The 24,188-nt window shown below is 61.1% G+C and carries 25 protein-coding genes; 12 read left to right on the top strand and 13 right to left on the bottom strand.

The window, feature by feature from the left end; all coding sequences use genetic code 11:
- Positions 1 to 6 precede the first annotated feature (6 nt).
- From ACR0EF_RS01170 to gloB, 3 genes are all read right to left on the bottom strand, one after another.
- The gene (locus ACR0EF_RS01170) at positions 7 to 897 is read right to left on the bottom strand and encodes a YHYH protein (RefSeq protein WP_170369682.1); all 891 of its coding nucleotides are present in this window, start codon (positions 895 to 897) and stop codon (positions 7 to 9) included.
- Between the two features lie 169 nt (positions 898 to 1,066).
- Entirely contained in the window at positions 1,067 to 3,391 is a 2,325-nt protein-coding gene (gene clpA, locus ACR0EF_RS01175; RefSeq protein WP_170369680.1) for an ATP-dependent Clp protease ATP-binding subunit ClpA, read from the bottom strand.
- A gap of 174 nt (positions 3,392 to 3,565) precedes the next feature.
- Positions 3,566 to 4,333 carry a hydroxyacylglutathione hydrolase gene (gene gloB, locus ACR0EF_RS01180; protein WP_170371718.1) on the bottom strand — a complete coding sequence of 256 codons (768 nt, stop codon included), beginning with the start codon at positions 4,331 to 4,333 and terminating at the stop codon, positions 3,566 to 3,568.
- Between the two features lie 61 nt (positions 4,334 to 4,394).
- Here gloB and ACR0EF_RS01185 point away from each other — a divergent pair, with 61 nt between their 5' ends.
- The 7 genes from ACR0EF_RS01185 (at position 4,395) to ACR0EF_RS01215 (ending at position 10,764) form a co-directional block, all read left to right on the top strand.
- Entirely contained in the window at positions 4,395 to 5,129 is a 735-nt protein-coding gene (locus tag ACR0EF_RS01185) for a class I SAM-dependent methyltransferase (protein WP_170371716.1), read from the top strand.
- A gap of 312 nt (positions 5,130 to 5,441) precedes the next feature.
- The gene (locus ACR0EF_RS01190) at positions 5,442 to 6,002 is read left to right on the top strand and encodes a F0F1 ATP synthase subunit delta (protein WP_093965027.1); all 561 of its coding nucleotides are present in this window, start codon (positions 5,442 to 5,444) and stop codon (positions 6,000 to 6,002) included.
- Positions 6,003 to 7,541 carry a F0F1 ATP synthase subunit alpha gene (atpA, locus tag ACR0EF_RS01195; protein ID WP_170339951.1) on the top strand — a complete coding sequence of 513 codons (1,539 nt, stop codon included), beginning with the start codon at positions 6,003 to 6,005 and terminating at the stop codon, positions 7,539 to 7,541. It abuts the gene before it with no gap.
- Positions 7,542 to 7,553: 12 nt separating this feature from the next.
- Positions 7,554 to 8,432: a F0F1 ATP synthase subunit gamma gene (locus ACR0EF_RS01200; RefSeq protein WP_170369672.1), complete on the top strand. Its 879-nt coding sequence runs from the start codon at positions 7,554 to 7,556 to the stop codon at positions 8,430 to 8,432.
- An 18-nt stretch (positions 8,433 to 8,450) separates the two neighbouring features.
- Positions 8,451 to 9,875, top strand: coding sequence for a F0F1 ATP synthase subunit beta (gene atpD, locus ACR0EF_RS01205; protein WP_170357123.1), 1,425 nt, complete (start codon positions 8,451 to 8,453; stop codon positions 9,873 to 9,875).
- A gap of 12 nt (positions 9,876 to 9,887) precedes the next feature.
- A complete protein-coding gene (locus tag ACR0EF_RS01210) occupies positions 9,888 to 10,298 on the top strand; it encodes a F0F1 ATP synthase subunit epsilon (RefSeq protein ID WP_149776434.1) in 411 nt (136 codons plus the stop codon).
- Between the two features lie 115 nt (positions 10,299 to 10,413).
- Entirely contained in the window at positions 10,414 to 10,764 is a 351-nt protein-coding gene (locus ACR0EF_RS01215) for an H-type lectin domain-containing protein (protein ID WP_093964638.1), read from the top strand.
- A gap of 32 nt (positions 10,765 to 10,796) precedes the next feature.
- Here ACR0EF_RS01215 and rpiB read toward each other — a convergent pair whose 3' ends face one another.
- Positions 10,797 to 11,237 (bottom strand): ribose 5-phosphate isomerase B, encoded by a 441-nt coding sequence (gene rpiB, locus ACR0EF_RS01220; RefSeq protein ID WP_170340531.1) that lies wholly within the window; start codon positions 11,235 to 11,237, stop codon positions 10,797 to 10,799.
- Between the two features lie 21 nt (positions 11,238 to 11,258).
- Positions 11,259 to 12,278, bottom strand: a complete 1,020-nt coding sequence (locus tag ACR0EF_RS01225) for a ribose-phosphate pyrophosphokinase (RefSeq protein WP_093964640.1) — start codon at positions 12,276 to 12,278, stop codon at positions 11,259 to 11,261.
- A 107-nt stretch (positions 12,279 to 12,385) separates the two neighbouring features.
- Between ACR0EF_RS01225 and ACR0EF_RS01230 the strand changes: the two genes are divergently transcribed.
- Positions 12,386 to 12,988 (top strand): 2-hydroxychromene-2-carboxylate isomerase, encoded by a 603-nt coding sequence (locus tag ACR0EF_RS01230; RefSeq protein ID WP_170371714.1) that lies wholly within the window; start codon positions 12,386 to 12,388, stop codon positions 12,986 to 12,988.
- Positions 12,985 to 13,797 carry an alpha/beta fold hydrolase gene (locus ACR0EF_RS01235; protein WP_170340537.1) on the top strand — a complete coding sequence of 271 codons (813 nt, stop codon included), beginning with the start codon at positions 12,985 to 12,987 and terminating at the stop codon, positions 13,795 to 13,797. The genes ACR0EF_RS01230 and ACR0EF_RS01235 overlap by 4 nt, the downstream gene beginning before the upstream one ends.
- On the opposite strand, the gene ACR0EF_RS01240 is transcribed toward ACR0EF_RS01235, so the two are convergent.
- The 8 genes from ACR0EF_RS01240 to ACR0EF_RS01275 all read right to left on the bottom strand — a co-directional run bounded on the left by ACR0EF_RS01240 (position 13,794) and on the right by ACR0EF_RS01275 (position 21,030).
- Positions 13,794 to 14,828 carry a threonine aldolase family protein gene (locus ACR0EF_RS01240; protein ID WP_170371712.1) on the bottom strand — a complete coding sequence of 345 codons (1,035 nt, stop codon included), beginning with the start codon at positions 14,826 to 14,828 and terminating at the stop codon, positions 13,794 to 13,796. The two genes, ACR0EF_RS01235 and ACR0EF_RS01240, sit on opposite strands and share 4 nt — an antisense overlap.
- The gene (locus ACR0EF_RS01245) at positions 14,828 to 15,301 is read right to left on the bottom strand and encodes a YcgN family cysteine cluster protein (RefSeq protein WP_170340543.1); all 474 of its coding nucleotides are present in this window, start codon (positions 15,299 to 15,301) and stop codon (positions 14,828 to 14,830) included. The genes ACR0EF_RS01240 and ACR0EF_RS01245 overlap by 1 nt, the downstream gene beginning before the upstream one ends.
- The gene (locus tag ACR0EF_RS01250; protein ID WP_170371710.1) at positions 15,298 to 16,230 is read right to left on the bottom strand and encodes a bifunctional riboflavin kinase/FAD synthetase; all 933 of its coding nucleotides are present in this window, start codon (positions 16,228 to 16,230) and stop codon (positions 15,298 to 15,300) included. Before ACR0EF_RS01250 ends, ACR0EF_RS01245 begins: the two co-directional genes overlap by 4 nt.
- An 80-nt stretch (positions 16,231 to 16,310) precedes the next feature.
- A complete protein-coding gene (locus ACR0EF_RS01255) occupies positions 16,311 to 16,754 on the bottom strand; it encodes a MaoC family dehydratase (RefSeq protein ID WP_093964645.1) in 444 nt (147 codons plus the stop codon).
- Between the two features lie 101 nt (positions 16,755 to 16,855).
- The gene (locus ACR0EF_RS01260) at positions 16,856 to 17,731 is read right to left on the bottom strand and encodes a TIGR01459 family HAD-type hydrolase (protein ID WP_170357129.1); all 876 of its coding nucleotides are present in this window, start codon (positions 17,729 to 17,731) and stop codon (positions 16,856 to 16,858) included.
- A gap of 84 nt (positions 17,732 to 17,815) precedes the next feature.
- A complete protein-coding gene (locus ACR0EF_RS01265; RefSeq protein WP_170357130.1) occupies positions 17,816 to 18,907 on the bottom strand; it encodes a DUF389 domain-containing protein in 1,092 nt (363 codons plus the stop codon).
- Between the two features lie 108 nt (positions 18,908 to 19,015).
- Positions 19,016 to 19,936, bottom strand: a complete 921-nt coding sequence (locus ACR0EF_RS01270; RefSeq protein ID WP_170371709.1) for a manganese-dependent inorganic pyrophosphatase — start codon at positions 19,934 to 19,936, stop codon at positions 19,016 to 19,018.
- Between the two features lie 110 nt (positions 19,937 to 20,046).
- Positions 20,047 to 21,030 (bottom strand): TraB/GumN family protein, encoded by a 984-nt coding sequence (locus ACR0EF_RS01275; protein ID WP_170371707.1) that lies wholly within the window; start codon positions 21,028 to 21,030, stop codon positions 20,047 to 20,049.
- 115 nt (positions 21,031 to 21,145) lie between these two features.
- Here ACR0EF_RS01275 and ACR0EF_RS01280 point away from each other — a divergent pair, with 115 nt between their 5' ends.
- The 3 genes from ACR0EF_RS01280 (at position 21,146) to groL (ending at position 23,975) form a co-directional block, all read left to right on the top strand.
- Complete coding sequence (locus tag ACR0EF_RS01280) at positions 21,146 to 21,820, top strand: DUF2161 domain-containing phosphodiesterase (protein ID WP_170371705.1); 675 nt, start codon at positions 21,146 to 21,148, stop codon at positions 21,818 to 21,820.
- Positions 21,821 to 21,986: 166 nt separating this feature from the next.
- The gene (groES, locus tag ACR0EF_RS01285) at positions 21,987 to 22,274 is read left to right on the top strand and encodes a co-chaperone GroES (protein ID WP_093964650.1); all 288 of its coding nucleotides are present in this window, start codon (positions 21,987 to 21,989) and stop codon (positions 22,272 to 22,274) included.
- A 57-nt stretch (positions 22,275 to 22,331) separates the two neighbouring features.
- The gene (groL, locus tag ACR0EF_RS01290; RefSeq protein ID WP_170339978.1) at positions 22,332 to 23,975 is read left to right on the top strand and encodes a chaperonin GroEL; all 1,644 of its coding nucleotides are present in this window, start codon (positions 22,332 to 22,334) and stop codon (positions 23,973 to 23,975) included.
- Positions 23,976 to 24,188 lie beyond the last annotated feature (213 nt).

A 24,188-nucleotide genomic window follows, 5' to 3' on the forward strand; every position in this document is an offset into this window, starting at 1 on the left:
CCAGTGTCAACGCGGCCCGAAGCGGAAGCTGGGATCGGGTGTGCCCGCAAAACAGCGTGGAACAACCGGGTAGTCATCGGTCAGAAAATACGCGTAAGTGCCCGAAGGAAACTCGGCCGAGACGGTCATGGCGCCATTGCATTCATCGAGCGTTCCAAGTCCTGCTACGAACTCGAAGTCTTCGTTGAAAGTTCCATCATGTCGTCCGTCAGGGGCGGTCCCGCCCGGGCGCTGACCGGCCTTCAGCCGGTAGGAAGAGGTCATTTGCGTGACCTTGCCGCCTACCACACCGGTTCGGGCGTAAATCGGAAACCCGTCCGCCGCATACCCGATCAACGGAGAGTGTTCTTTCGGTGACCAGCCCTGCATTTCGATCAGGCCGGTCGGAACCCCGTGGTAGTGATATTTTCCGTTTGGTTGGACATGCGCGAAATTGGCATCGAGTCCAAGGGCGATCGCGCCGCCCAAGGCATTGTAGGACCAGCCCGACCGGGGATTGCCGTGCCAGAATTCAGCGGCCAGTGGGTCAAAGACGACCCCAGTCAGGGACACGCCAAAATTCCACCCCATGCGCAGAGGCGTTGGGGTTGCATTCGCCCTCGGAACAGCCGGCACGTTCAATTTGACCGACTGCTCGGCGATTTGATGGGGGTTGCCTTTGTTCGGAAAGCGACCGACCAGATGATTGGGGATGCCATTGCCGGTAATCGACAAGGCGCGGCCTTGTTCGGCGATCTCTGATCTGTTGACGCCTGGGTTGGCGGTCGCCGGTTCCAGGTTCAACGGTTGCGCACGGGTTTCGTCATGAAAGCGAAACCGATGCTGGGCAGAGGCGATTACGCCGACGACCGAGGCCGCGAAGGCGATGCTCCAAATGACGGCAATTTTTCTGGACACTGCGCTGCTCCACTCCAAAGGGTTTGGTCTGAAACGTGGCGCGCAGCGGTTTCCGTCGCTGGGAACTGTCTTTTTGGAGGATACTGGCAGGAGAGGGGGGCGGCCACTCACGAAATCGCCCGGCAGAACTGGCTGCCGGGCGATGAGACTTGTTTGATTGGACCTAGGTCTAGTCCGCGGTGAGCAGCGGCGGCTTGTCGCCCGATATCCGCGGATTGTCGGGGCCGACAATCTCGAGATCCAGATCGCCTTTCTTGACCGAGACCCGCACAACACCGCCCTTGGCCAGCTTGCCGAACAGCAGTTCTTCGGCCAACGGTTTCTTGATGTGCTCCTGGATGACCCGGCCCAGCGGCCGTGCGCCCATCTTATCGTCATACCCCTTGTCGGCCAGCCACTCGGCGGCTTTCGGAGTCAGGTCGATGGTCACGCCACGATCCAGCAGTTGCGCCTCAAGCTGCAGGACGAATTTTTCTACCACTTGCAGGATGACCTCTTTGGGTAGCGGCGCGAACGAGATTACTGCGTCCAAACGGTTGCGGAATTCAGGCGTGAACATCCGTTCGATTGCGGCGGTATCTTCACCCTCACGCCGGTCGCGGGCAAAGCCGATTGCGGCCTTGGCCTGTTCTTGCGCGCCGGCGTTCGAGGTCATGATCAACACCACGTTGCGGAAATTCACCGTGCGGCCGTTGTGATCGGTCAGTTCGCCGTGGTCCATCACCTGAAGCAGGATGTTGAACACATCCGGGTGGGCCTTCTCGATCTCGTCCAGCAGCAGCACGCAATGCGGGTGCTGGTCGACGCCATCGGTCAGCAAACCGCCCTGATCAAACCCGACATAGCCCGGAGGCGCACCGATCAGACGGCTGACCGCGTGTTTCTCCATGTATTCCGACATGTCGAAGCGCAGCAGTTCCACGCCGAGCGTATCGGCCAGTTGCTTGGCGACCTCGGTTTTGCCGACACCGGTCGGGCCGGCGAACAGGTAGTTGCCGATCGGTTTTTCCGGCTCGCGCAGACCGGCCCGTGCCAGCTTGATTGCGCTGGACAGAGCCTCGATTGCCTGGTCCTGCCCGAACACCACCCGTTTCAACGAGTTCTCAAGGTCCTTCAGTACCTCGGCATCGTCCTTGGTGACGTTCTTCGGCGGAATGCGCGCGATCTTGGCCACCACGGCCTCGATCTCCTTGACGCCGATGGTCTTGCGCCGTTTGCTTTCCGCGACCAGATGCTGAGCCGCACCGGCCTCGTCGATCACGTCGATGGCCTTATCAGGCAGTTTGCGGTCGTTGATGTAACGCGCAGACAGCTCGACCGCGGTCTTGATCGCGTCGGCAGTGTATTTGATGTCGTGATGCTCTTCGAAATAGGGCTTGAGACCGCGCAGGATCTTCACGCTGTCCTCGACCGAAGGCTCGTTCACGTCGATCTTCTGGAACCGGCGCGACAGCGCGCGGTCCTTCTCGAAGTGCTGGCGGAACTCCTTGTAGGTGGTCGATCCCATGGTGCGCAGCTTGCCGCCCTGCAACGCGGGTTTCAGCAGGTTCGAGGCATCCATGGCGCCGCCCGACGTAGCGCCGGCACCGATCACGGTGTGAATCTCGTCGATGAACAGCACGGCGTCGGGGTGATCCTCAAGCTCGGTCACCACGGCCTTGAGCCGCTCTTCGAAGTCGCCCCGATAGCGCGTGCCGGCCAGCAATGCGCCCATGTCCAGCGAATAGATGGTGGTGTTGGCCAAAACCTCGGGCGCGTCGCCCTGGACGATCTTGTAGGCCAAGCCTTCGGCAATCGCCGTCTTGCCCACGCCCGGATCACCCACCAGCAGCGGGTTGTTCTTGCGGCGGCGGCACAGAACCTGGATGCACCGCTCGACCTCGTCGGCGCGACCGATCAACGGATCGACATCGCCGGCGCGGGACTTGGCGTTCAGGTCCACGCAATACTTGCCCAGCGCGCTTTCCTTCTGGTCGGCGTCACCGGAGGCGTTCTGCGCTTCCTCTTCACCCTGATCAGCGCCGGTTACCGGACGATTTTCACCAAATGCCGGGTCTTTGGCGACGCCGTGGGCGATGAAATTCACCGCGTCATACCGCGTCATGTCCTGCTCTTGCAGGAAATATGCCGCGTTGCTTTCCCGTTCGGCAAAGATGGCCACCAGAACATTTGCCCCGGTCACCTCGGTCCGGCCCGAGCTTTGCACATGGATCGCGGCGCGCTGGATAACACGCTGGAACGCAGCTGTCGGTACGGCTTCGGACCCGTCGATGTCTGTTACCAGATTGGACAGATCCTCGTCGATGAACTCGACCAGAGAGCTGCGCAATTCGTCCAGATCCACGCTGCACGCCTTCATGACGCGCACCGCATCGGGTTCTTCCAGCAGCGCCAGCAGCAGATGCTCCAGCGTTGCGAATTCATGACGCCGTTCGTTTGCAGCCGCCAGGGCCGCGTGAATGGCTTGTTCCAGTGTGCTCGAGAATGAAGGCACGCGGGTGCTCCTCTGTATTGGGCCGGAAGGGGTTCGAGTATTGGCCGGATCCCCATCCCAACCATGACCTCATACTATTAGAGTTTGGTTGATCATGGCGCGGCTTCAAGGGTTTTCTTTCACTTGACAGTCACATTTAATGTGACCGTGGCCGTGAAGAAGACCAATTAGGCATCAGAAGCGGTCTTTTCTACCCCGGATCTCGGCAAAAACCGCGACCGGGTCAGCCCCCACCATTCCAAGCTGTGCCTGAATCTTGGGATCAGTGGCGCGCAGGAACGGATTGGTCGCCTTTTCCTCGCCCAGATTTGACGGCACGGTCGCGCGACCCTCTGCCCGTGCCTGATCGATCTCATTCACTCGTTGCTGCAGCGCTGTGTTGTCAGGATCAATGGTCACCGCAAACCGGGCGTTTGACTGGGTGTATTCGTGACCCGAGCAGACCGACGTCTCGTCGGGCAAAGCAGCGAGTTTCAAAAGCGAGGTCCACATTTGCCCCGCGTCTCCTTCGAACAAGCGGCCGCATCCCAGCGCCATCAGGCTGTCGGCCGTGAACACCACCGCGCTTTGGGGCAAATAATAGGCCACATGTCCCACCGTGTGCCCCGAGACATCCAGAACCTCGACGGGTTCACCCCCAATCTCGAACCGGTCACCGTCAGCCACCTGTTGGTCGAGGGGAGGAAGTCGGTGAGCGTCGGCCGCCGCACCCATCACCTGTGCTGGGTGCTGCTCGAGGATGCCCGGCAAGCCGTCGACGTGATCCCAGTGGTGATGGGTCAGAAGGACATGGCTCAGGCGCCAGCCGCGTGCGGTCAATTCGGCCAGAATGGGCCCGGCCTCCGGGGCGTCGACCAACGCTGTCTGTCCGCTTGCATGGTCATGGGCCAGAAAAGCATAGTTGTCGCTGAGACAGGGGATGGTGACGATCTCAAGAGGCATGGCCTTTTGCCCTTTCGTTGCTAGACTGCGCTCAGCTAAGCCGATCGATCGGGTATCTGCAATGCATCTTGATGTGCAGGATCTTAGGAACTTCTACTACCGCAGCACGCTGGGGCGTGCGGCGCAGGCTGCCATTCGTGGCCGGCTGATCGAACTGTGGCCCGAGGCCAAGGGCCAGGCGGTGGCCGGATTCGGCTTTGCGGTGCCTCTGTTGCGCCCTTATCTTGCGGACGCGCGGCGTGTCATCGGCCTGATGCCCGGACCGCAAGGGGTGATGCCCTGGCCCGCTGGTATGCAGAACGTATCGGTGCTGACCGAGGAAACCCGGTGGCCGATCGAAACCGGTCATGTGGACAAGCTGGTGGTCATGCACGGGCTTGAGACCTCGGAGCGGCCCAGTCAACTGCTTGAAGAATGCTGGCGTGTTCTGGGGCCGGGCGGCCGGGCGGTGTTTGTCGTTCCCAATCGGGCCGGGCTTTGGTCCCGAACCGACCGAACGCCCTTCGGCTATGGACATCCGTATTCGGCAACCCAGCTTGAGAACCAGCTGCGAGCACATCATTTCGTGCCCGAGATGCACTGTTCCGCGCTTTACCTGCCGCCCTCGTTCCGGCGGTTCTGGCTGCGCTCGGGTGGGTTGATCGAAAAGACGGGGCAACGGATCCCGACCATCATGGCCGGTGGTGTTCTGATGGTCGAAGCCAGCAAGCTCTTGCGGCCACCAAGCGGCAGCGTGACCAAGGATGCCGAAAAACGCCCCATCAAAGCGCTGGACGGATTGCTGAAGCCGGCGTGAACCGGCGCGCATCCACCAGCGCGGGATTCCCGGAAACATGAGGGAAAAAGGCCACAGGAATCGCAAAAACAGGCAACTTGGTAACATTTTTCACGCCGGCGAATGGGTTCAAACCGTCGCAGTTTCCGTAACCGATTGAAAAGAAAGATTTTGTGGATAAAGCTAAGCCCGGCATAACATATTGCTAGGTGGCTTAGGCTCTGCTACATCCCCGGTGATTTTGATCCCCGCCCTTTCAGGACGGGGTTTCCTCACGCCCCCGGTTCAGCTGCCGCACGCGAAATCGGGGCCCAAAATATCGGAAGGGTGGACGTGTCCGAACCAGCTTCGATTTCGACGGGCATAGCGAAACGCTATGCAACGGCGATCTTCGAGATCGCAAAAGAGAACAAGGACCTTGCAGGTCTGGAAACCGGCATCAATGACCTTTCGGCTGCATTGAGTGAAAGCGCGGACCTGCGCGAGGTGATCTCTTCGCCGCTGATCTCCCGGGCCGACCAGCAGGCGGCCATCACCGCCGTGGCCGACAAGATGGGCCTGCACCCGATTATGCGCAACACGCTGGCTCTGATGGCGCAGAAGCGCCGTCTGTTCGTGCTGCCGCAGCTGATCAAGGTTCTGCGCGAAATGCTGGCTGACGAGCGCGGCGAAGTGACTGCCGAAGTTGCCTCGGCCAAGGCGCTGACCAAGACCCAGCTGGAGAAACTGTCCAAGACACTGTCCGAGCGCGTAGGCAAGGACGTGACCATCAATGCGACCGTCGATGAAAGCCTCATCGGTGGTCTTGTCGTCAAAGTGGGCTCGCAGATGATCGACAGTTCGATCCGCTCCAAGCTCAACTCCCTACAGAATGCAATGAAAGAGGTCGGATAAATGGGTATCCAAGCCGCAGAGATTTCTGCAATCCTGAAAGACCAGATCAAGAATTTTGGTCAAGAAGCAGAGGTGGCCGAAATCGGCCGCGTGCTGAGCGTCGGTGACGGTATTGCCCGTGTTTACGGCCTGGACAATGTGCAGGCGGGTGAGATGGTCGAGTTCCCCGGCGGCATCATGGGCATGGCGCTGAACCTCGAAGCCGACAACGTCGGTGTCGTGATCTTCGGCTCGGACCGTGACATCAAGGAAGGTGACACCGTCAAGCGCACCAACTCGATCGTGGACGTTCCGGTTGGTGACGAACTGTTGGGCCGCGTTGTTGACGGTCTGGGCAACCCGCTGGACGGCAAAGGCCCGATCAATGCCAAGCAGCGCGGCGTCGCAGACGTCAAGGCGCCGGGCATCATCCCGCGTAAGTCGGTGCATGAGCCGATGGCGACCGGCCTGAAGTCGGTTGACGCGATGATCCCGATCGGCCGTGGCCAGCGTGAGCTGATCATCGGCGACCGTCAGACCGGCAAGACCGCCGTGGCTCTGGACACCATCCTGAACCAGAAGGTCTACAACGAAGCCGCTGGCGACGATGAATCGAAGAAGCTGTACTGCGTCTACGTGGCCATCGGCCAGAAGCGTTCGACCGTTGCTCAGCTGGTGAAGAAACTGGAAGAATCCGGCGCCATCGAATACTCGATCGTCGTGGCCGCAACCGCGTCCGACCCGGCGCCGATGCAGTTCCTGGCGCCCTATGCCGCAACCGCGATGGCCGAGTACTTCCGCGACAACGGCCGCCACGCTTTGATCATCTATGATGACCTGTCCAAGCAGGCCGTCGCCTATCGTCAGATGTCGCTGCTGCTGCGCCGTCCGCCGGGCCGCGAAGCCTATCCGGGTGACGTTTTCTACCTGCACTCGCGCCTGCTGGAGCGTTCGGCCAAGCTGAACGAAGACTTCGGTGCCGGTTCGCTGACCGCTCTGCCGGTCATCGAAACCCAGGGTGGCGACGTGTCGGCCTTTATTCCGACCAACGTGATCTCGATCACCGACGGCCAGATCTTCCTGGAAACCGAGCTGTTCTACCAGGGCATCCGCCCCGCCGTGAACACCGGTCTGTCGGTTTCGCGCGTGGGTTCGTCGGCTCAGACCAACGCGATGAAGTCGGTCGCCGGTCCGGTGAAACTGGAACTGGCCCAGTACCGCGAAATGGCTGCATTTGCGCAATTCGGTTCCGACCTGGACGCCGCAACCCAGCAGCTGCTGAACCGCGGTGCGCGTCTGACCGAGCTGATGAAGCAGCCGCAGTACTCGCCGCTGACCAACGCGGAAATCGTCTGCGTGATCTTCGCCGGCACCAACGGCTATCTCGACAAGATCGACGTTTCGGACGTTGGCCGCTACGAAGCGGGTCTGCTGGCGCATCTGCGCGGCAAGCATGCCGATCTGCTGCAGTGGATCACCGACGAAGATCCCAAGATCAAGGGCGAGGCTGCCGACAAGATCAAGGCTGCGCTGGACGAATACGCCGCAACCTTCGCTTAAGGAGACGCGGCGATGCCAAGTCTAAAGGACCTTAAAAACAGGATCGAGTCGGTCAAATCGACCCGCAAGATCACCAAGGCCATGCAGATGGTCGCGGCTGCAAAACTGCGCCGCGCCCAAGAATCTGCCGAAGCCTCGCGCCCCTATGCCGAACGGTTCAATGCCGTGATGGCGGGGCTGGCGGCGTCGGTCGGGGGCAGCGACAGCGCCCCCAAGCTGCTCCGTGGTTCGGGCAGTGATGATGTCCATCTGCTGGTTGTGATGACAGCTGAACGCGGCCTGTGTGGCGGCTTCAACTCGAACATCGCCAAGCTGGCCCGCCAAAAGGCGGAAGAGCTGCGCCTCAAAGGCAAGACGGTCAAGGTTCTGACCGTCGGCAAGAAAGGCCGCGACGCGCTCAAGCGTGATCTGGGCGATCTGTTCGTCGGTCATGTCGACCTGAGCGAAGTAAAACGCATTGGTTACACCAACGCGCAGGACATCGCGAAGGACATCCTGTCCCGCTTTGACGGGGGTGAGTTCGATGTTGCCACGATCTTCTACTCGAAGTTCGTCAACGTTGTGACCCAGATTCCGACGGCACAGCAGGTCATCCCCGCCTCGTTTGAAGACGAAGCGACGGGTGACGACAGCGGTGCCATCTTCGACTACGAGCCCAGCGAAGAGGCCATCCTGGCCGACCTGCTGCCCAAGGGGGTCGCGACAGCGATCTTCTCGGCTCTGCTCGAAAACGGTGCGTCTGAACAGGGTGCGCGGATGTCCGCGATGGACAACGCGACACGCAATGCGGGCGAGATGATCGACAAGCTGACGATCCAGTTCAACCGCTCGCGTCAGGCCGTGATCACCAACGAGCTGATTGAAATTATTTCCGGCGCCGAAGCGCTGTAAGAAAACCGGAGACGAAACATGGCGAATGCAAAAGGCAAAGTCACACAGATCATCGGGGCCGTCGTCGACGTGCACTTCGAAGATCAGCTGCCTGAAATTCTGAACGCGCTGGAAACTACCAACAATGGCAAGCGCCTGGTGTTGGAAGTTGCTCAGCACCTGGGTGAAAACACCGTCCGTACCATCGCGATGGACGCGACCGAAGGTCTGGTCCGCGGCGAAGCCGTGACTGACACCGGCGCACCGATCTCGGTTCCGGTTGGCAACGCCACCCTGGGCCGCATCCTGAACGTGGTCGGTGAACCGATCGACGAAAAAGGTCCGGTTGAAGCGTCTGAGGCCCGCGCGATCCACCAGCCCGCGCCGACCTTCGACGAACAATCGACCGAGTCGGAAGTTTTGGTCACCGGCATCAAGGTGGTTGACCTGCTGGCGCCCTACGCCAAAGGCGGCAAGATCGGCCTGTTCGGCGGTGCCGGCGTGGGCAAGACCGTTCTGATCATGGAACTGATCAACAACATCGCAAAAGTGCACTCGGGCTTCTCGGTGTTCGCAGGTGTTGGTGAACGGACCCGTGAAGGCAACGACCTGTACCACGAGATGATCGAATCGAACGTCATCAAGCCCGACAACCTGTCGGAAAGCCAGGTGGCCCTGGTCTACGGCCAGATGAACGAGCCTCCGGGGGCGCGTGCCCGTGTTGCTCTGACCGGTCTGACCCTGGCCGAGCAGTTCCGCGACCAGTCCGGTACCGACGTTCTGTTCTTCGTCGACAACATCTTCCGCTTCACGCAGGCGGGTTCCGAGGTGTCGGCTCTGCTGGGTCGTATTCCTTCGGCGGTGGGCTACCAGCCGACGCTGGCCACCGACATGGGCGCCCTGCAGGAACGCATCACCTCGACCAAGAAGGGCTCGATCACCTCGGTGCAGGCGATCTACGTGCCTGCGGACGACCTGACCGACCCCGCGCCGGCAACCTCGTTCGCCCACCTGGACGCAACCACCGTTCTGAACCGTGCGATTTCGGAGAAGGGTATCTACCCGGCCGTGGACCCGCTCGACTCGACCTCGCGCCTGCTTGACCCCGCCATCGTCGGCGAGCGTCACTACAAGGTTGCGACCGACGTTCAGCAGATCCTCCAGCGCTACAAGTCGCTGCAGGACATCATTGCCATCCTCGGCATGGACGAACTGTCGGAAGAGGACAAGCTGACCGTGGCTCGCGCCCGCAAGATCGAGCGCTTCCTGTCGCAGCCGTTCGACGTGGCCGAAGTCTTCACCGGTTCGCCGGGCGTGCAGGTTCCGCTGGAAGTCACCATCGACTCGTTCGAGCGTGTCGTGGCCGGCGAATTCGACCACCTGCCCGAAGCGGCCTTCCTGATGGTTGGCGGCATCGACGAAGTGATCGCCAAAGCCGAGAAGATGGCCGCAGCAGCTGCCTAAGGAGTATCCCCGATGGCAAACACGATGCAATTCGACCTCGTCAGCCCGGAGCGGAGCCTTGCTTCGCTTCAGGCCAGCGCGGTCCAGATTCCCGGTGCGGACGGGGACATGACGGCAATGCCCGATCATGCCCCCACCATCACCACGCTGCGTCCGGGCATCCTGAAGGTCGAAGCGCCCGAAGGGTCCAGCGAATACCTGGTCACCGGCGGGTTTGCCCAGATCAACGGAGATGCCCTGTCGGTGCTGGCCGAAAAGGCCATCCCGGTTGACGAAGTGACCCGCACGCATCTGGACGAGCTGATTGCCGAGGCCCGTGCCTCGCACGAGGCGGCGAAGGAAAATGGCGAACAGACCATTGTCGACGAGGCAGCCAAGCTGCTGGCCGACATGGAAGCGCTGGGAACGCATATGAGCCTGTAACGGCTGATGTACCGTCAGAATTGGAAACGGCCCTGCTGCTGCGGGGCCGTTTTTTTGTCGTGATTTCGCCGAAAGGTCAGGATAAGTTGCGGAAATTCATAGGAATTGATGCGCAATGAAGAAATTCTTGACCCACCCCATCGGAATTGACCGAGGTGAAGAGGTTCTGTTCTCGGAATTCGCAGATGGCGGAGACATGTGGACGGGCGAGGGGCCGCGGGAACGACGCCGGCCCGTCACCTTCAGCCAACCCTTCCGCACCCCGCCCGTCGTGCAGATTGGAGTGTCCTTGTGGGATGTCGATACCTCATCGGCCTTGCGCGCCGAGCTGCTGTCCGAGAATGTTACAACCACGGGCTTTGATGCGGTGTTCCGGACGTGGTCGGACACCCGTATCGCCCGGATCCGCGTGGCATGGACCGCGATCGGGGAAGTTGCGCACGAGGACGACTGGGACATCTCCTGACCCGCCGTTCCCAGCGGGCCATCCGCAATGATTTAGGGTTCGATCATTGCCACGCGTTTCGCGTGCCGCCCGCCTTCGAATTCGGTGCTCAGAAAGGCATCGACAATATCCAGCGCCAATCCAGTGCCAACAACACGCGCGCCGATCGACAGCATGTTGGCGTCATTGTGCTGGCGGATCATGCGAGCAGAGAACGTATCCGAACAGACGCCGCAGCGGATGCCGGGAACCTTGTTTGCAGCCATCATGATACCTTGCCCCGTGCCGCACAGGACAATGCCCAATTGGCACTCGCCCGAGACGACGGCCTCGGCGGCGGCTTTGCCGTGCTTGGGGTAATCGGTGCTTTCGGGGCTGTCAGGGCCGAGATCCAGAACGTCCCAGCCTTGTGCCGCTGCAAAAGCGGCAACTTCCTTGCGCAGGTCGATGGCAGCGTGATCGCTGGAAAGAACCAGACGTTTGTTGGCGGTCATGGGAATGGCTTTCCGGTTTCTTCAGTCGGTGTGGTAAAGAGATTCGTAGATCGGGATCAGGGTCTTGTCTTCGAACAGCGACGATACTGATGTGCCCTGCCAGATGTTCAGAATGGCCTGTGTGAAGATCGGGGCCGTCGGCACCGTGCGGATATTCTTGGCCTTCTTGATGTCTTCGGTCGGCATGATCGTGTCGGTCAAAACAAGCGATTTCATCACCGAGTTCGAGACGCGTTCAACGGCCGGGCCGCTCATGACGCCATGGGTGATGTACGAGTGAACCTCGCGTGCGCCGTTGTCTATCAGCACCTGCGCCGCCTTGCACAGCGTACCGGCCGTGTCGCAAATGTCGTCGACGATCAGGCAGATCTTGTCCTTCACGTCGCCGATCACGGTCATCTCGGCCACTTCCCCGGCTTTTTCACGCCGTTTGTCGACGATCGACAGAGGAGCGCTGATCCGCTTGGCCAGCTCGCGGGCACGAGCCACACCGCCGACGTCCGGCGAAACCACCATCAGGTCGTCCATCTGGTCGCGGAACTGGTCCTTCACGTCCAGCGCAAAGATCGGAGAGGCATACAGGTTGTCGACCGGCATGTCGAAGAACCCTTGGATCTGTGCCGCATGCAGGTCCATCGTCAGGATGCGTTCGATCCCGGCACCGGTCAGCATGTTGGCCACCAGCTTGGCGCTGATCGGGGTGCGTGCCTTGGTGCGGCGATCCTGGCGGGCATATCCGAAATAGGGGATAACCGCGGTGATCCGCGCCGCCGACGATCGGCGCAGTGCATCGGCGATGATCAGTAGCTCCATCAGGTTGTCATTGGCCGGGTTCGAGGTGGGCTGGATGATGAACATGTCCTCGCCCCGGACGTTCTCGAAAACCTCGACAAAGATCTCGCCATCGTTGAACCGTTCGACCCGCGCATCTACCAGACGCTGGTTGACGCCGCGGTGCAGGCTCATGCGGCGCGCGATGGTTTCGGCAAGCGGAAGGTTTGCGTTCCCAGCAATAAGCTTGGGTTCGTGATGTGTCGGCATCGGCTGAGGTCCCCGGGCAGCAGTGGCAATGTGACAGATTCGTGATGTTGACACCGCTTAGCATGGCCTTACCGTTCCGCAAAGGTAACTGGGTGGAGAAAGTGCACATGGCCGACATTGACTACTTTTTTGCGACACTGTCGCCCTATTCCTATCTCGCCGGGCTGCGGCTGGAGGAGATCGCGGCCAAGCACGGCGCCACCATCGCCTACAAGCCGGTCGACATCATTGCGCTGTTCGGGCGCACCGGCGGCGTGCCCCCTAAAGACCGCCACCCGTCGCGCATCGAATACCGGGCGCAGGAACTGGTGCGTCAGGCCAAAAAGACGGGCCTGCCGTTCAACCTGCAACCTGCACATTGGCCGACCAACGCGGCGCCGTCCTCATACGCCGTCATCGCGGCCATTCAGGATGGGTCGGGTGATGTGGGAAAACTCTGCCATTCTTTTCTGCGCGCCTGCTGGGCCGAGGACAAGGACATCGCACAGGACGACGTGATCCGTAACTGTCTGGCCGGAGCGGGCTTTGATCCGGCGCTGGCCGACAGCGGACTGCTGGTCGGGGCCGAGACCTATGCGGCCAACCTCGAAGAGGCGGTGGACCGCGGCGTGTTCGGCGCGCCTTTCTATATCACGCAGGACGATCAGCGGTTCTGGGGGCAGGACCGGCTTGACGATCTGGACGAGCATCTGGCGACGCTCAAAGCATGACCGTGGCCAAGGCCGTGCTGCCGCCCGTACACGTTCGCACTCTTGGGGCGGGTGCTCGCAAGGTGCTGGCGCTGCATTGCACGATTGCGCATTCTGGTGCGTGGTCCGGTCTGGCGGCCGCTTTGGGCGACCAGGCGACACTGACTGCACCCGACATGCTGTCGCACGGACGCAGCCCGGAATGGGACGGGCAGGGAGATTTCTTCGACCTGACCACAGCTTTGTCGCGGGCGCAGTTGAGCGAACCGATGGACGTGATCGGGCACAGTTTCGGCGCGATGGTCGCCCTGCGGCTGGCCATCGAATACCCGGACCGTGTGCGCAGCGCCGTTCTGATCGAGCCGGTGTTCTTTGCGGTCGCCCACCAAGACGCGCCAGCGCTTGCGGCGCGGCACGCGGCCGAATCCCAGCCATACAAGACTGCCCTTGCCGAAGGCGACGCGCCCCGGGCCGCTCGTCTGTTCAACCGCATGTGGGGCACGACCGACCGTAGCCCGCGCTGGCCGGACCTGCCGGAGCGAACCCGAAATGCGATGATCCGAGGTGTTGGCGTGGTCGGCGCGGTCGAGGGGCCGCTGTTCCGCGACACCACCGGCCTGCTGGCCCCGACGGCCATGGCGCGGGCCGACATGCCGATCCTGCTGCTGCATGGATCGGCCTCGCACCCGATCATGGCCGTGGTCAATGCCGGGCTTTGCGCCCGCTTGCCCAATGCGCAGCAGGGCGTTGTTGAGGGGGCAGGGCATATGCTGCCCATCTCGCACCCGGGCGAGACGGCAGCGCAGATCGACGAATTCTGGCGCGCCTAGAGCAACGCCAGGAACCGGTCGATTTCTTCGGTCGGTGTCGACCAGTCGCAGACGAACCGGCAGGCCAGCATCTCGTCCTCGTCCGGGCCGTCCAGTGGGTCGCCCCACAGGTGATAGACGGCACCGACCGCGTGCAGGCGCTTGTGCAGGCTGCGGGGAAAGCTGGCAAAAATGATGTTGGCTTGGGGTTCATGCAGGAACTGCGCACCCGCAGCCCGCAGCCCATCGGCCAGACGCGCGCAATTGGCGTTGGCCTTACGGGCCGAGCGCAGCCATAGATCATCGCGCAGATAGGCCGCCATCTGGGCCGACAGATACCGGTGCTTGGAAAACAGATGCGCCCCGCGCTTGCGGCGCAACTCGAACTCCCAGGCCTTGCTGTCGTCGAAGAAGATCACCGCCTCGACCCCCATCAGCCCATTCTTGGTGCCGCCAAAGCTGACCGCATCCACGCCCGCCTTCCACGTCATCTCGGCCGGGGAACAATTCAGCGCGACCAGCGCATTTGTGAACCGAGCGCCATCCATGTGGACGGGCAGGCCGAACGCCTTGGCGACCCCGCACAGGGCCTGCAGTTCGGCCAGCGAATAGACCGAGCCGCGCTCGGTCACCTGCGTGATCGACACTGGCCCGCGTTGCGGCCCGTGCACGCCGCGGGTCTCTTCAGCGGCGATGGTGCGGCGCAGTGCATCCGGCTGCATCTTGTCGCCGCCCGGAACCAGCGTCAGCTTGGCGCCGGTGTAGAATTCGGGCGCGTTGCACTCGTCCTCATGAATATGCGCGACGGGCGAGCAGAATATGGTCTCCCACGGCTGCGACAGGGTCGCCAGAGCCAGCGAGTTGGCCGCCGTTCCGGTCGCCACCAGATAGACCGCTGCCCCGGGCGCCTCGAAGATGGCGCGAATCCGGTCGCGCACTTCGTTCATCAGGTCATCGGCGCCATAGGCCATCTGATAGCCCTGATTGGCCTCGGCCAGTGCGGTCAGAACTTCGGGGTGGACGGGCCCGGAATTGTCAGAGGCGAAATGCATCAGGTTGGCTCCTCGATAATATAGTCTTCCCACTCTTCCTCGGGCGTCTCGAATTCGGACACGGTAAGCCCTTGAACCGAAACGCCGGCGGCGTGGACGCTGTCGGGCGACCCTGACAGCAACGGGTGCCAATCGTAAAGGGGCTTGCCCTCCCACAACAGGCGGTAGGCGCAGGTCTGGGGCAACCAGTAGGCGTGTTCGTGAATGTTGTCCGGGCGCATGACGATGCATTCCGGTACGAACTGGTGGCGGATGTCATACTGGGTGCATCGGCACGTCGCGTCATCCAGCAGCCGGCAGGCGACACGGGTCAGGGCAACCTCGCCACTGTCCTCGTCTTCAAGCTTGTTCAGACAGCATTTGCCGCAGCCGTCGCACAGGGCTTCCCATTCGCGCGGGTTCATCTTCTGCAGGGGTTTGCGCTCCCAGAAACGCGGGGCCAGCCCGGCGCGGTCGATCGGATCCTTGCTCATGTCGCGGCCAGGATCTTGCGCGCGCGATCGCAGTCTTCGGTCATCTGGGCGATCAGAGCATCGAGGCCGTCAAAGGTCATCTCGGGGCGCAGGAATTCGACCAGACCCACCGAGAGGGTCGCCCCATAAAGATCGCCGGAGAAGTCGAACAGGAAGGTTTCGATATTCGGCACCTCGCCATGGAACATCGGCCGCACCCCGACCGAGGCCGCACCGTGATAGCTGCCGGCATGTGGGCCATCCAGCACGTCGACCAGAACCGCGTAGACGCCGAATTTTGGGGGGTGGATTCCTTCGATCGACATATTGGCCGTGGGAAAGCCCAATTCGCGGCCGCGCTGTTCGCCGCCGATAACCTCGCCTTCGATCCGGTGCCAGTGGCCCAGCATGGCCGCCGCGTCCCGCGGGCGGCCGTCGCTCAGGGCTTGCCGGATCGCGGTGGACGAGACCACGTGATCGGACTGCTGCATCAATGGGGCGATGGTGACACCGAACCCCATCTGCTGGCCAAACTGCACCATGTCCTGCGCGGTGCCGCTGCGGCCTTTACCGAAACAGAAATCGGCCCCGATCACCACATGGGCCAGACCCAAGCCTTTGCAGATCACGTTGGTGGCGAATTCCTCGGGCGTCAGTCCGGCAAGCGCGGCGTTGAACGGCAGTTCGTACAGCTTCTGCACGCCCAACTTCTCTAGCCGGTGCGCACGCGCATTGCCGCGCATCAGACGAAAGGGCGGGGCATCGGGGGCGAAATACTCGCGCGGGTGCGGCTCGAACGTCAGAACGCCCAAGGGTGCCGCGGGGCATGCCTTCCGGGCCAGATCTATCACCGACTGGTGGCCAATATGAACGCCGTCGAAATTCCCGATCGCAACGCTGGCGCCGCGGTCTTCTGGGTCTACAAACTGGAAATCCCGGATGATCTGCATGGGGCTTGCCTAGCGGGACTGTCCGCCGGGTTCAAGCGGCAGTTCCAGACCAGCGCCCAGCAGGGCGTCAAAACCTGCCGTCAGTCGAATTTCCGTGATGGAGCCAAAACCATCGCCTCGCCAACCAGAACCTTCTTGCCGTCTACTGCGCAATGGCAATCCAGCTTGACCCGGCGCTTGGCGAAGTCGATGTCGATCACCTTGACTTCGGCATAGACCATGTCGCCGGGGCGGACCGGTGCAAGGAATTTGAGCGACTGGCCCATGTAGACGGTACCATGGCCCGGAAGCTGTTCACCGATCACGGCCGAGATCAGACCAGCTGTCAGCATCCCGTGGGCGATGCGCCCCTCGAAAATCGTATCGCGGGCATAGTCGTCATCCAGATGCACCGGGTTCCGGTCGGTCGAGACCTGGGCGAACATCTCGATGTCTTCGTCCGTGACCACTTTGCGCAGGTAGCGGGTCATGCCCATTTCGATGTCTTCGATACAGATCGTTCCGCGTGGAAGATTGTCCAACATGTTGCCCTCACTATGCATCGGCCCGGCAACAAAAAATCACCAAAGACCCAAGATTGGCAACTTTATTACTTCGCAACTGCAGAAAATCAAGCGTTTTCTGCCTAGCGCAGACGACCGATCGTGTAGGTTGGGTTGATATTTTCCTTGGAAATATAATCGCTTAAAGCATTCGGATCCGGCTGGTGCGACGTTTTTGTTTCCGATGCGGCCAGACCGCCGCTGATGAACAGGGAATCAATTCCCTCTCCCATGCCGCCGGCTATGTCGGTATGCGGACCGTCGCCGATGGCCAGAATCTCGTCATCCGGCACGTCCGTTCCCAGCGCATGCAGGCGACGCCGGGCCAGATCATAAATGGGCGGGTGTGGTTTGCCGAAATACAGGCTCTCGCCGCCCATTTCGGAATAAAGCTTGGCCAGCGCACCGGCGCACCATTCCCGAACTTCGCCCCGATCGACCACGATATCGGGATTGGCGCACAACAGCTTCAGGCCTTTTTGCTTGGCATACAGGAAGTCCGGGCGGTTCACGGCCGGGTCGGCCATCGGGTCGAACGGGCCACAGCAGACGATCCCCTCGGCCTGGTCCAGCGGCACGCGTTCGATGTGGATCGGATGTTCCAGGATTTTCAGCGGCTCGAAGAAGCCGGCGTCGCGCTCCCACTCACCCATGAAATAGACTTTCTCGCCCACGGCCCCGCGGAACATGGCGGACCGGGCCGAGTCACCACTGGTCGCGATGGTGTCGTAGCAGTCCGCGGGGACGTTGAACTGTTTTAACTGCTCTGCAACCCCGGCACGCGGCTTCGGAGAGTTCGTCACCAACACCACTTTGCCGCCCCGGTCGCGATAGGCCTTCAACGCGGCAACAGCTTCGGGGTAGGCGGTGATGCCGTTGTGGACGCAGCCCCAAAGATCCACGAACAGCGCCTTGTAACGGTCGGAAATCTGGTCAAGCGCGGAGATGATCTGGGTCATGCGGGCCTCGGGCTGTTGAAACGGCGTTGCGCCACCTATGGCAAAGCTGGCCCCGCTTGACCAGAGGTAGCCGGGTGCTGGCCGTCATTCCTCGTCGCTCAACTTTTCGACATCCGGGGCCTGTTGCACGGTTTCGGTGCCAAGAATGACCTGCGCGCCGATGCGGGTCTGGTACCGGATGACGGCGAGATAGCCGGGGCCAAGTTCATCCTGCAGAACGTCCACCAGTGACGTTTCCCGTAGGCTCTCGGGCAACAGCCCGGCAACGGACGAGACCTTGAATTGCGCCTCGGGCGGCAGATCTACGATCACCCAGACCTCGGCCCGTTTGCGCTTGGCATTCACGTCGATGCGGATGATCTCGACCGATACCGGGTCCGCCCAGTCGCGGATCGCTTGCGCAACCTCGGCCTCGGTACGGGTTTCCAGGTAACGGTTGTAGGTCGATTTTCCCAACTGGACCACGACGAGGGCCAGGAACGCCATGGTTATGACCACACCGGCAGTAAAGTTGAGCTTGCGCCGGCCCTTGCCGAATGCAACCGACCTTGCGGCATAGACGATATAGACCGCGCAGGCCGACAGAACGATCGCGCCAAGGTTGGTCGCGAACAAAAGACCCGCCTCGTAGGCGTCGGCGGGTTCCCCGAAATACAGCAGGATCCCGGACGCGGATAATGGCGGAACCAGAGACACGCCGATGGCGGCGCCGGGCAGCAGGCTCAGTTCGGCCTTGTTGATCTGAACGTATGCGCCGGCCACGCCGGCCGCGAGCGCCACGATCAGATCTTCGGTGCCCGGGTCGGTGCGGGCCAAGACCTGATCGGGGATCAGGATGCCGCGCGGGACATCGGCAAGATAAACCAGGATCCAGGCCATCATAACGCACAGAACCGCCGCAATGCAGACCGTCAGGGTCAGAACGAAAGCGCGTTTCAGCCAGCCCATGACCATCGCGGCCGCAATGCCCAGAATGGGTGTCATCAGCGGCGCGACCAGCATCGCGGCAATGACCACGGCGCCAGAGTTGCGCAGCAGTCCCATGGTTGCGATCATCACCGAAAGGGTCAGCAGCATGGCAAAGCGCCGCCAATAGGCAAGCCTGTCGCCGCCTTCGAACAGCAGAATGCTGCGTGTCGTGCTGTATTTCCGTGTGACCACCGTGTCCTGATCCACCCTGTCCCTGCGTCTAGCCTAGCAACGATTTGCCATCCGGCAAACCTTTCGACGCGCAAACAAAAAAGGCGCCCGGTGAGGGCGCCTTTCGCTGAACTGCGAGCGGGATCAGACCTTGAGGTTCGGAATGATCTGCTTCTTGCGGCTCATGATGCCCGGCAGAACAACCGTGTCGCCGGACACCGAAGCGCCAAAGCTTTTCTCGGCAACCGATTTGACCAGGTCGTTCGGCACCAACAGGGTGGCCTCTTCGTTTAGGATGTCGACGACGAACAGCAGCACCTGGTCCACACTGTCTTCCTTGGCCACCTCGACCATCGACTGGGCCAGGCTGTCCTTGCGGTCAAGCACCACGCCCGGCGCGGTGGTTTCCAGAACGGACACGCGGAACTTGGTGCCGTCGACCTCGTATTCCTTGCTGTCCATGCGGATCAGTTCGGCGTCCGAGAAAGACGATACGTCCGATTTCGCGGCGAACATGTCGGCAGCATAGGCCGAAACATCCAGCCCCAGCTCGGCGGCCAGCTTCTCGGCTACTTCGCGGTCATGCGCGGTGGTCGTGGGCGAGCGGAACTCCAGCGTGTCCGACAGGATGCAGGTCAGGGCCGCGCCCTTGACAGCCTCGGGCATCTTGGCGGCGTCGTCGCCCATCAGGTCGATCATGATGGTTGCCGTGCAGGCCAGCGGGCGGACGGTAATGTCGATCGGGCCTTTGGTCTCCAGCCCACCGACCAGCTTGTGGTGGTCGATGATGGCGCGGATGTCGGCGTTGTTGATATTGGCCGGCAATTCGGCCGGGTTGTTTGTGTCAACGATGACGACGGGCGCATCGGTTTCGACATCATCGATGATGCGCGGCTTGGGCAGGTCCCAGCGCTGCAGCATGAAGGCAGCTTCGGTGTTGGGTTCGCCCAGCAGGACGGCCTCGGCCTTTTCGCCTTTGACTTCGTTCAGATACCAGGCCCACAGGATCGGCGATCCGGTCGAGTCGGTGTCGGGAGATTTGTGGCCAAATACTTGGGTGGTCATGTCTGTTTCCTGCACATAAGGAGTTTGCGCGCCTTATAGGGTGGTCCATTGGCGTTGTCACCCGGCAGAAACACGGCTGCGACGGTTGGTCTGACAGAAGCGCTGACCGCTCAGAACTGTGCGCGGCTCAGTTGATATCCGGCGCGTTCCAGCTGTTGCAAGAGTCCGTGGTCTCCACCCAGATGGCCGGCACCAACCGCGATCACCGCCGTCTGGTTTTCGATGGTCAGGATCGTTTCCATCCAGTTGTCATTGCGTTGAACCAGAAGCTGGTCCTCGAATGCGGCCCATTCCTGTGCAAACACATCAGGCGCCAGGCCCGAAGCCTCGCGCCCATATATCTTTGCGAATTGCAGGATTTCTGCGTGCTTCTCCTCGAAATATGCGCTGGCCATCGTCACCATGTGGTCATCGCCGGCGTCAAAGGCATCGACCATGCGCACCAGAGACTGCACCTGCTCTTCAAGCGTGTGGCTGTCGAAGATCGCGATCAGGTCGTCGATCTGTTCCAGAGAATATTGCGGTTTGCCCTCAGCTTCGGCCAGTTCGGTCAGGCGCGCATCCATTCCCCGGTCTGCGTCTGGCACCTGGAGCATGCAGGGTGGCATACCCAGCATCATCGACAGGAACCAAGGGCGCAGTTTCGCGGCCATCCAACCGGGAATGCCGCGTGCCGAAAGCGCCTTGGAAATCACGGCCCAGTCCTCTTCGCTCATCAGATCGATCAGAGTTGGTCCCGAGTTGATCAGGACCGGGCTGAAATCCTTGGCCAGGTCTTGTTCGAAAGCGGACATGTCGGATTGGGTGATCTCGAAATAAAACGCGTCCGCCTCGCTCAACGTAGGCGCCAACCGCTCCACCACCGGGCCCATTCGCGGATCGTTGACGTGCAATGTGCCGATCAGATGCAAAACAGTGCTGTCCTTCTGCGCAATCCAGTGATTTCCTTCGGGATATGCCATCTGACTGGTCGCCGCGTTCAACTCGGCTCGGGCCTCAGGCGTCATGTCTTGCCGCAAATCGCGCCCGTCACAGGCGGCATGGGCCACAATTGGATGCAGAGCAGCAAGCAGGGCAAAAAGAAACACGCGCATCGAGACCATTCCGATTGTGGCTGAAAGAACTTGGGAACAGATAGCCACTCCCGCCTACCGCGCGCAAGCCGTGTATCCGTATGGCGTTTTTCGGAAAAAACCATAGCATGGCGTCATGAACCGCGAACAGGATCTCTATCCTCCGATCAAGGCGCTATTGCAGCGGCAAGGGTACACCGTGAAAGGAGAGGTCGGCGCCGCCGACATCGTTGCCGTCAAGCCCGGTTGTGATCCAGTGATCGTTGAATTGAAGCTGAGATTTTCGCTGGCCTTGTTCCATCAGGCCGTGACCCGGTTGAAGGTATCGGATCAGGTCTATGTGGCCGTCTGCAAGCCCACCGGCCGGTCGGCGCGCAGGGCGCTGCGGGACAACCTGTCCCTGTGTCGCCGGTTGGGGTTGGGTTTGATCACCGTTCGTGCGGATGGACGGGTCGAAGTCCATTGTGACCCCGGCCTCTATGCGCCGCGAAAGAACAAGGCCAAAGCTGCGCGACTGTTGCGCGAGTTCGAGCGGTTGGAAGGGGACCCGAACTCAGGTGGGGCAACCCGGCACGGAATCGTAACTGCCTATCGGCAGGATGCCCTGAAATGTGCCGCGCATCTGGCCGAACACGGGGCGACCAAAGGTGCTGAGGTCGCCAGTGCCACCGGCGTTGCGGCCGCGACGCGCCTCATGCGCGAAAACCATTATGGCTGGTTCGAAAAGGTGGCAAAGGGCGTCTATGAACTGTCGCCTTCCGGGTCCGAAGGTCTGAAGCACTGGGCTTACAGCTGGGAAGACCCGACCTGACTTGGCCGGCCTCAGGCTGCGCGCGAAAAAAATTCATCACCGATTGTTGACTCGCCGGAAATCACCCCCTAGCTATGCGTCGTTAGCACTCGACCAAGCTGAGTGCTAACACCCCGCAAGACCGCGGGGGGAGGAAATCAACCTTTGAGCCCAAGGAGCTGCAAAGATGGCATTGAAACCGCTTCATGACCGCGTGCTGGTTCGCCGTACCGAAAGCGAAGAGAAAACCGCAGGCGGCCTGATCATTCCCGACAGCGCAAAAGAAAAGCCCAGCGAAGGCGAAGTCGTTGCAACCGGCGAAGGCGCGCGGAAAGACAGCGGCGAACTGATCGCGATGGCTGTGAAGCCCGGCGACAAGATCCTGTTCGGCAAATGGTCCGGCACCGAGGTCCACGTCGACGGCGAAGAGCTGCTGATGATGAAAGAAAGCGACATCATGGGGATCATCGAGTAACGCGCCCGCGCTTGCTCTGATCTTCATTTCAAACACATTTCTCGAGGAGAAAAAGACATGTCTGCAAAGGACGTCAAGTTCGACACCGATGCCCGCAACCGCATGCTGAAGGGTGTGAACATCCTGGCGGATGCTGTGAAGGTGACCCTCGGCCCCAAAGGCCGCAACGTGGTTCTGGACAAATCCTTCGGCGCGCCGCGCATCACCAAAGACGGTGTTTCGGTCGCCAAGGAAATCGAACTGGAAGACAAGTTCGAGAACATGGGCGCGCAGATGGTGAAAGAAGTCGCCAGCCGCACCAATGACGAAGCCGGTGACGGCACCACCACCGCAACCGTTCTGGCCCAGGCCATCGTCAAGGAAGGCCTCAAGCAGGTTGCTGCCGGCCTGAACCCGATGGACCTGAAGCGCGGCATCGACATGGCGACCGCCAAAGTCGTCGAGGAAATCAAGAACGCTGCCCGCGAAGTCAAAGACAGCGACGAAGTTGCGCAGGTTGGCACCATCTCGGCCAACGGCGAAGCTGAAATCGGCCGCCAGATCGCAGACGCGATGCAGAAGGTCGGCAACGAAGGCGTCATCACCGTCGAAGAGAACAAAGGTCTGGAAACCGAGACCGACGTCGTCGAAGGTATGCAGTTCGACCGTGGCTACCTGTCGCCCTACTTCGTCACCAACGCAGACAAGATGGTTGCCGAGCTGGAAGACTGCATGATCCTGCTGCACGAGAAGAAACTCTCGTCGCTGCAGCCGATGGTTCCGCTGCTCGAGCAGGTGATCCAGTCGCAGAAGCCGCTGCTGATTATCGCCGAGGACGTTGAAGGCGAAGCGCTGGCAACTCTGGTTGTCAACAAGCTGCGCGGTGGTCTGAAGATCGCTGCCGTCAAGGCTCCGGGCTTCGGCGATCGCCGCAAGGCAATGCTGCAGGACATCGCAATCCTGACCGGCGGTCAGGTCATCAGCGAAGACCTGGGCATGAAGCTGGAAAACGTCACCATGGACATGCTTGGCACCGCCAAGAAAGTGTCGATCACCAAGGACGAAACCACCATCGTCGACGGTGCTGGCGAGAAGGCCGAGATCGAAGCACGCGTTGCCCAGATCCGTACCCAGATCGAAGAAACCACCAGCGACTACGACCGTGAGAAGCTGCAAGAGCGCGTTGCCAAACTGGCAGGCGGTGTTGCCGTTATCCGCGTCGGTGGTATGACCGAAGTTGAAGTGAAAGAGCGCAAGGACCGTGTGGACGACGCTCTGAACGCAACGCGCGCCGCCGTTCAGGAAGGTGTCGTCGTGGGTGGCGGTGTTGCCCTGGTTCAGGCCGGCAAGGCTCTGGCCGATCTGAAAGGTGTCAACGCCGATCAGGACGCCGGTATCAACATCGTTCGCAAGGCCATCGAAGCGCCGCTGCGTCAGATTGCTGAAAACGCAGGTGTCGACGGTGCCGTCGTTGCCGGCAAGGTGCGCGAGTCCTCGGACACAGCCTTCGGCTTCAACGCTCAGACCGAAGAATATGGCGACATGTTCAAGTTCGGCGTGATTGACCCGGCCAAAGTGGTGCGTACCGCTCTGGAAGACGCTGCCTCGGTTGCCGGTCTGCTGATCACCACCGAAGCCATGGTTGCCGACAAGCCCGCCAAAGAAGGTGCAGGCGCCGGTGCTGGCATGCCCGACATGGGCGGCATGGGCGGCATGATGTAAGACGGTCCGGGTTCGCGTCAGCGAATTCAGACAACCCGCAAGGGAAAGTCTTACCGAAAATTTCAGCGGGGTCGCCTTCGGGCGGCCCCGTTTTGGTTTATTTCAGTAATCCGCGGGGTTTCGGCCGGCGCTGCTTGCAATTCTGGGGATCGCCGCAGCCGGTCACGCGGAAGCGCAGGAAAGCGGGTGTCCATTGTGTGCAGACACGATATT

This window comes from Ruegeria sp. CG8 (assembly GCF_056537165.1).

Excerpts from the sequence above, each read along its gene's own strand:
- gloB (WP_170371718.1), bottom strand. The coding sequence starts at position 4,333 with ATGCCTCTTGAGATCGTCACCATCCCCTGTCTCAGCGACAACTATGCT.
- ACR0EF_RS01185 (WP_170371716.1), top strand. The coding sequence starts at position 4,395 with ATGCATCTTGATGTGCAGGATCTTAGGAACTTCTACTACCGCAGCACG.
- atpA (WP_170339951.1), top strand. The coding sequence starts at position 6,003 with ATGGGTATCCAAGCCGCAGAGATTTCTGCAATCCTGAAAGACCAGATC.
- ACR0EF_RS01200 (WP_170369672.1), top strand. The coding sequence starts at position 7,554 with ATGCCAAGTCTAAAGGACCTTAAAAACAGGATCGAGTCGGTCAAATCG.
- atpD (WP_170357123.1), top strand. The coding sequence starts at position 8,451 with ATGGCGAATGCAAAAGGCAAAGTCACACAGATCATCGGGGCCGTCGTC.
- ACR0EF_RS01210 (WP_149776434.1), top strand. The coding sequence starts at position 9,888 with ATGGCAAACACGATGCAATTCGACCTCGTCAGCCCGGAGCGGAGCCTT.
- ACR0EF_RS01215 (WP_093964638.1), top strand. The coding sequence starts at position 10,414 with ATGAAGAAATTCTTGACCCACCCCATCGGAATTGACCGAGGTGAAGAG.
- rpiB (WP_170340531.1), bottom strand. The coding sequence starts at position 11,237 with ATGACCGCCAACAAACGTCTGGTTCTTTCCAGCGATCACGCTGCCATC.
- ACR0EF_RS01225 (WP_093964640.1), bottom strand. The coding sequence starts at position 12,278 with ATGCCGACACATCACGAACCCAAGCTTATTGCTGGGAACGCAAACCTT.
- ACR0EF_RS01230 (WP_170371714.1), top strand. The coding sequence starts at position 12,386 with ATGGCCGACATTGACTACTTTTTTGCGACACTGTCGCCCTATTCCTAT.
- ACR0EF_RS01235 (WP_170340537.1), top strand. The coding sequence starts at position 12,985 with ATGACCGTGGCCAAGGCCGTGCTGCCGCCCGTACACGTTCGCACTCTT.
- ACR0EF_RS01240 (WP_170371712.1), bottom strand. The coding sequence starts at position 14,828 with ATGCATTTCGCCTCTGACAATTCCGGGCCCGTCCACCCCGAAGTTCTG.
- ACR0EF_RS01245 (WP_170340543.1), bottom strand. The coding sequence starts at position 15,301 with ATGAGCAAGGATCCGATCGACCGCGCCGGGCTGGCCCCGCGTTTCTGG.
- ACR0EF_RS01250 (WP_170371710.1), bottom strand. The coding sequence starts at position 16,230 with ATGCAGATCATCCGGGATTTCCAGTTTGTAGACCCAGAAGACCGCGGC.
- ACR0EF_RS01255 (WP_093964645.1), bottom strand. The coding sequence starts at position 16,754 with ATGTTGGACAATCTTCCACGCGGAACGATCTGTATCGAAGACATCGAA.
- ACR0EF_RS01260 (WP_170357129.1), bottom strand. The coding sequence starts at position 17,731 with ATGACCCAGATCATCTCCGCGCTTGACCAGATTTCCGACCGTTACAAG.
- ACR0EF_RS01270 (WP_170371709.1), bottom strand. The coding sequence starts at position 19,936 with ATGACCACCCAAGTATTTGGCCACAAATCTCCCGACACCGACTCGACC.
- ACR0EF_RS01275 (WP_170371707.1), bottom strand. The coding sequence starts at position 21,030 with ATGCGCGTGTTTCTTTTTGCCCTGCTTGCTGCTCTGCATCCAATTGTG.
- ACR0EF_RS01280 (WP_170371705.1), top strand. The coding sequence starts at position 21,146 with ATGAACCGCGAACAGGATCTCTATCCTCCGATCAAGGCGCTATTGCAG.
- groES (WP_093964650.1), top strand. The coding sequence starts at position 21,987 with ATGGCATTGAAACCGCTTCATGACCGCGTGCTGGTTCGCCGTACCGAA.
- groL (WP_170339978.1), top strand. The coding sequence starts at position 22,332 with ATGTCTGCAAAGGACGTCAAGTTCGACACCGATGCCCGCAACCGCATG.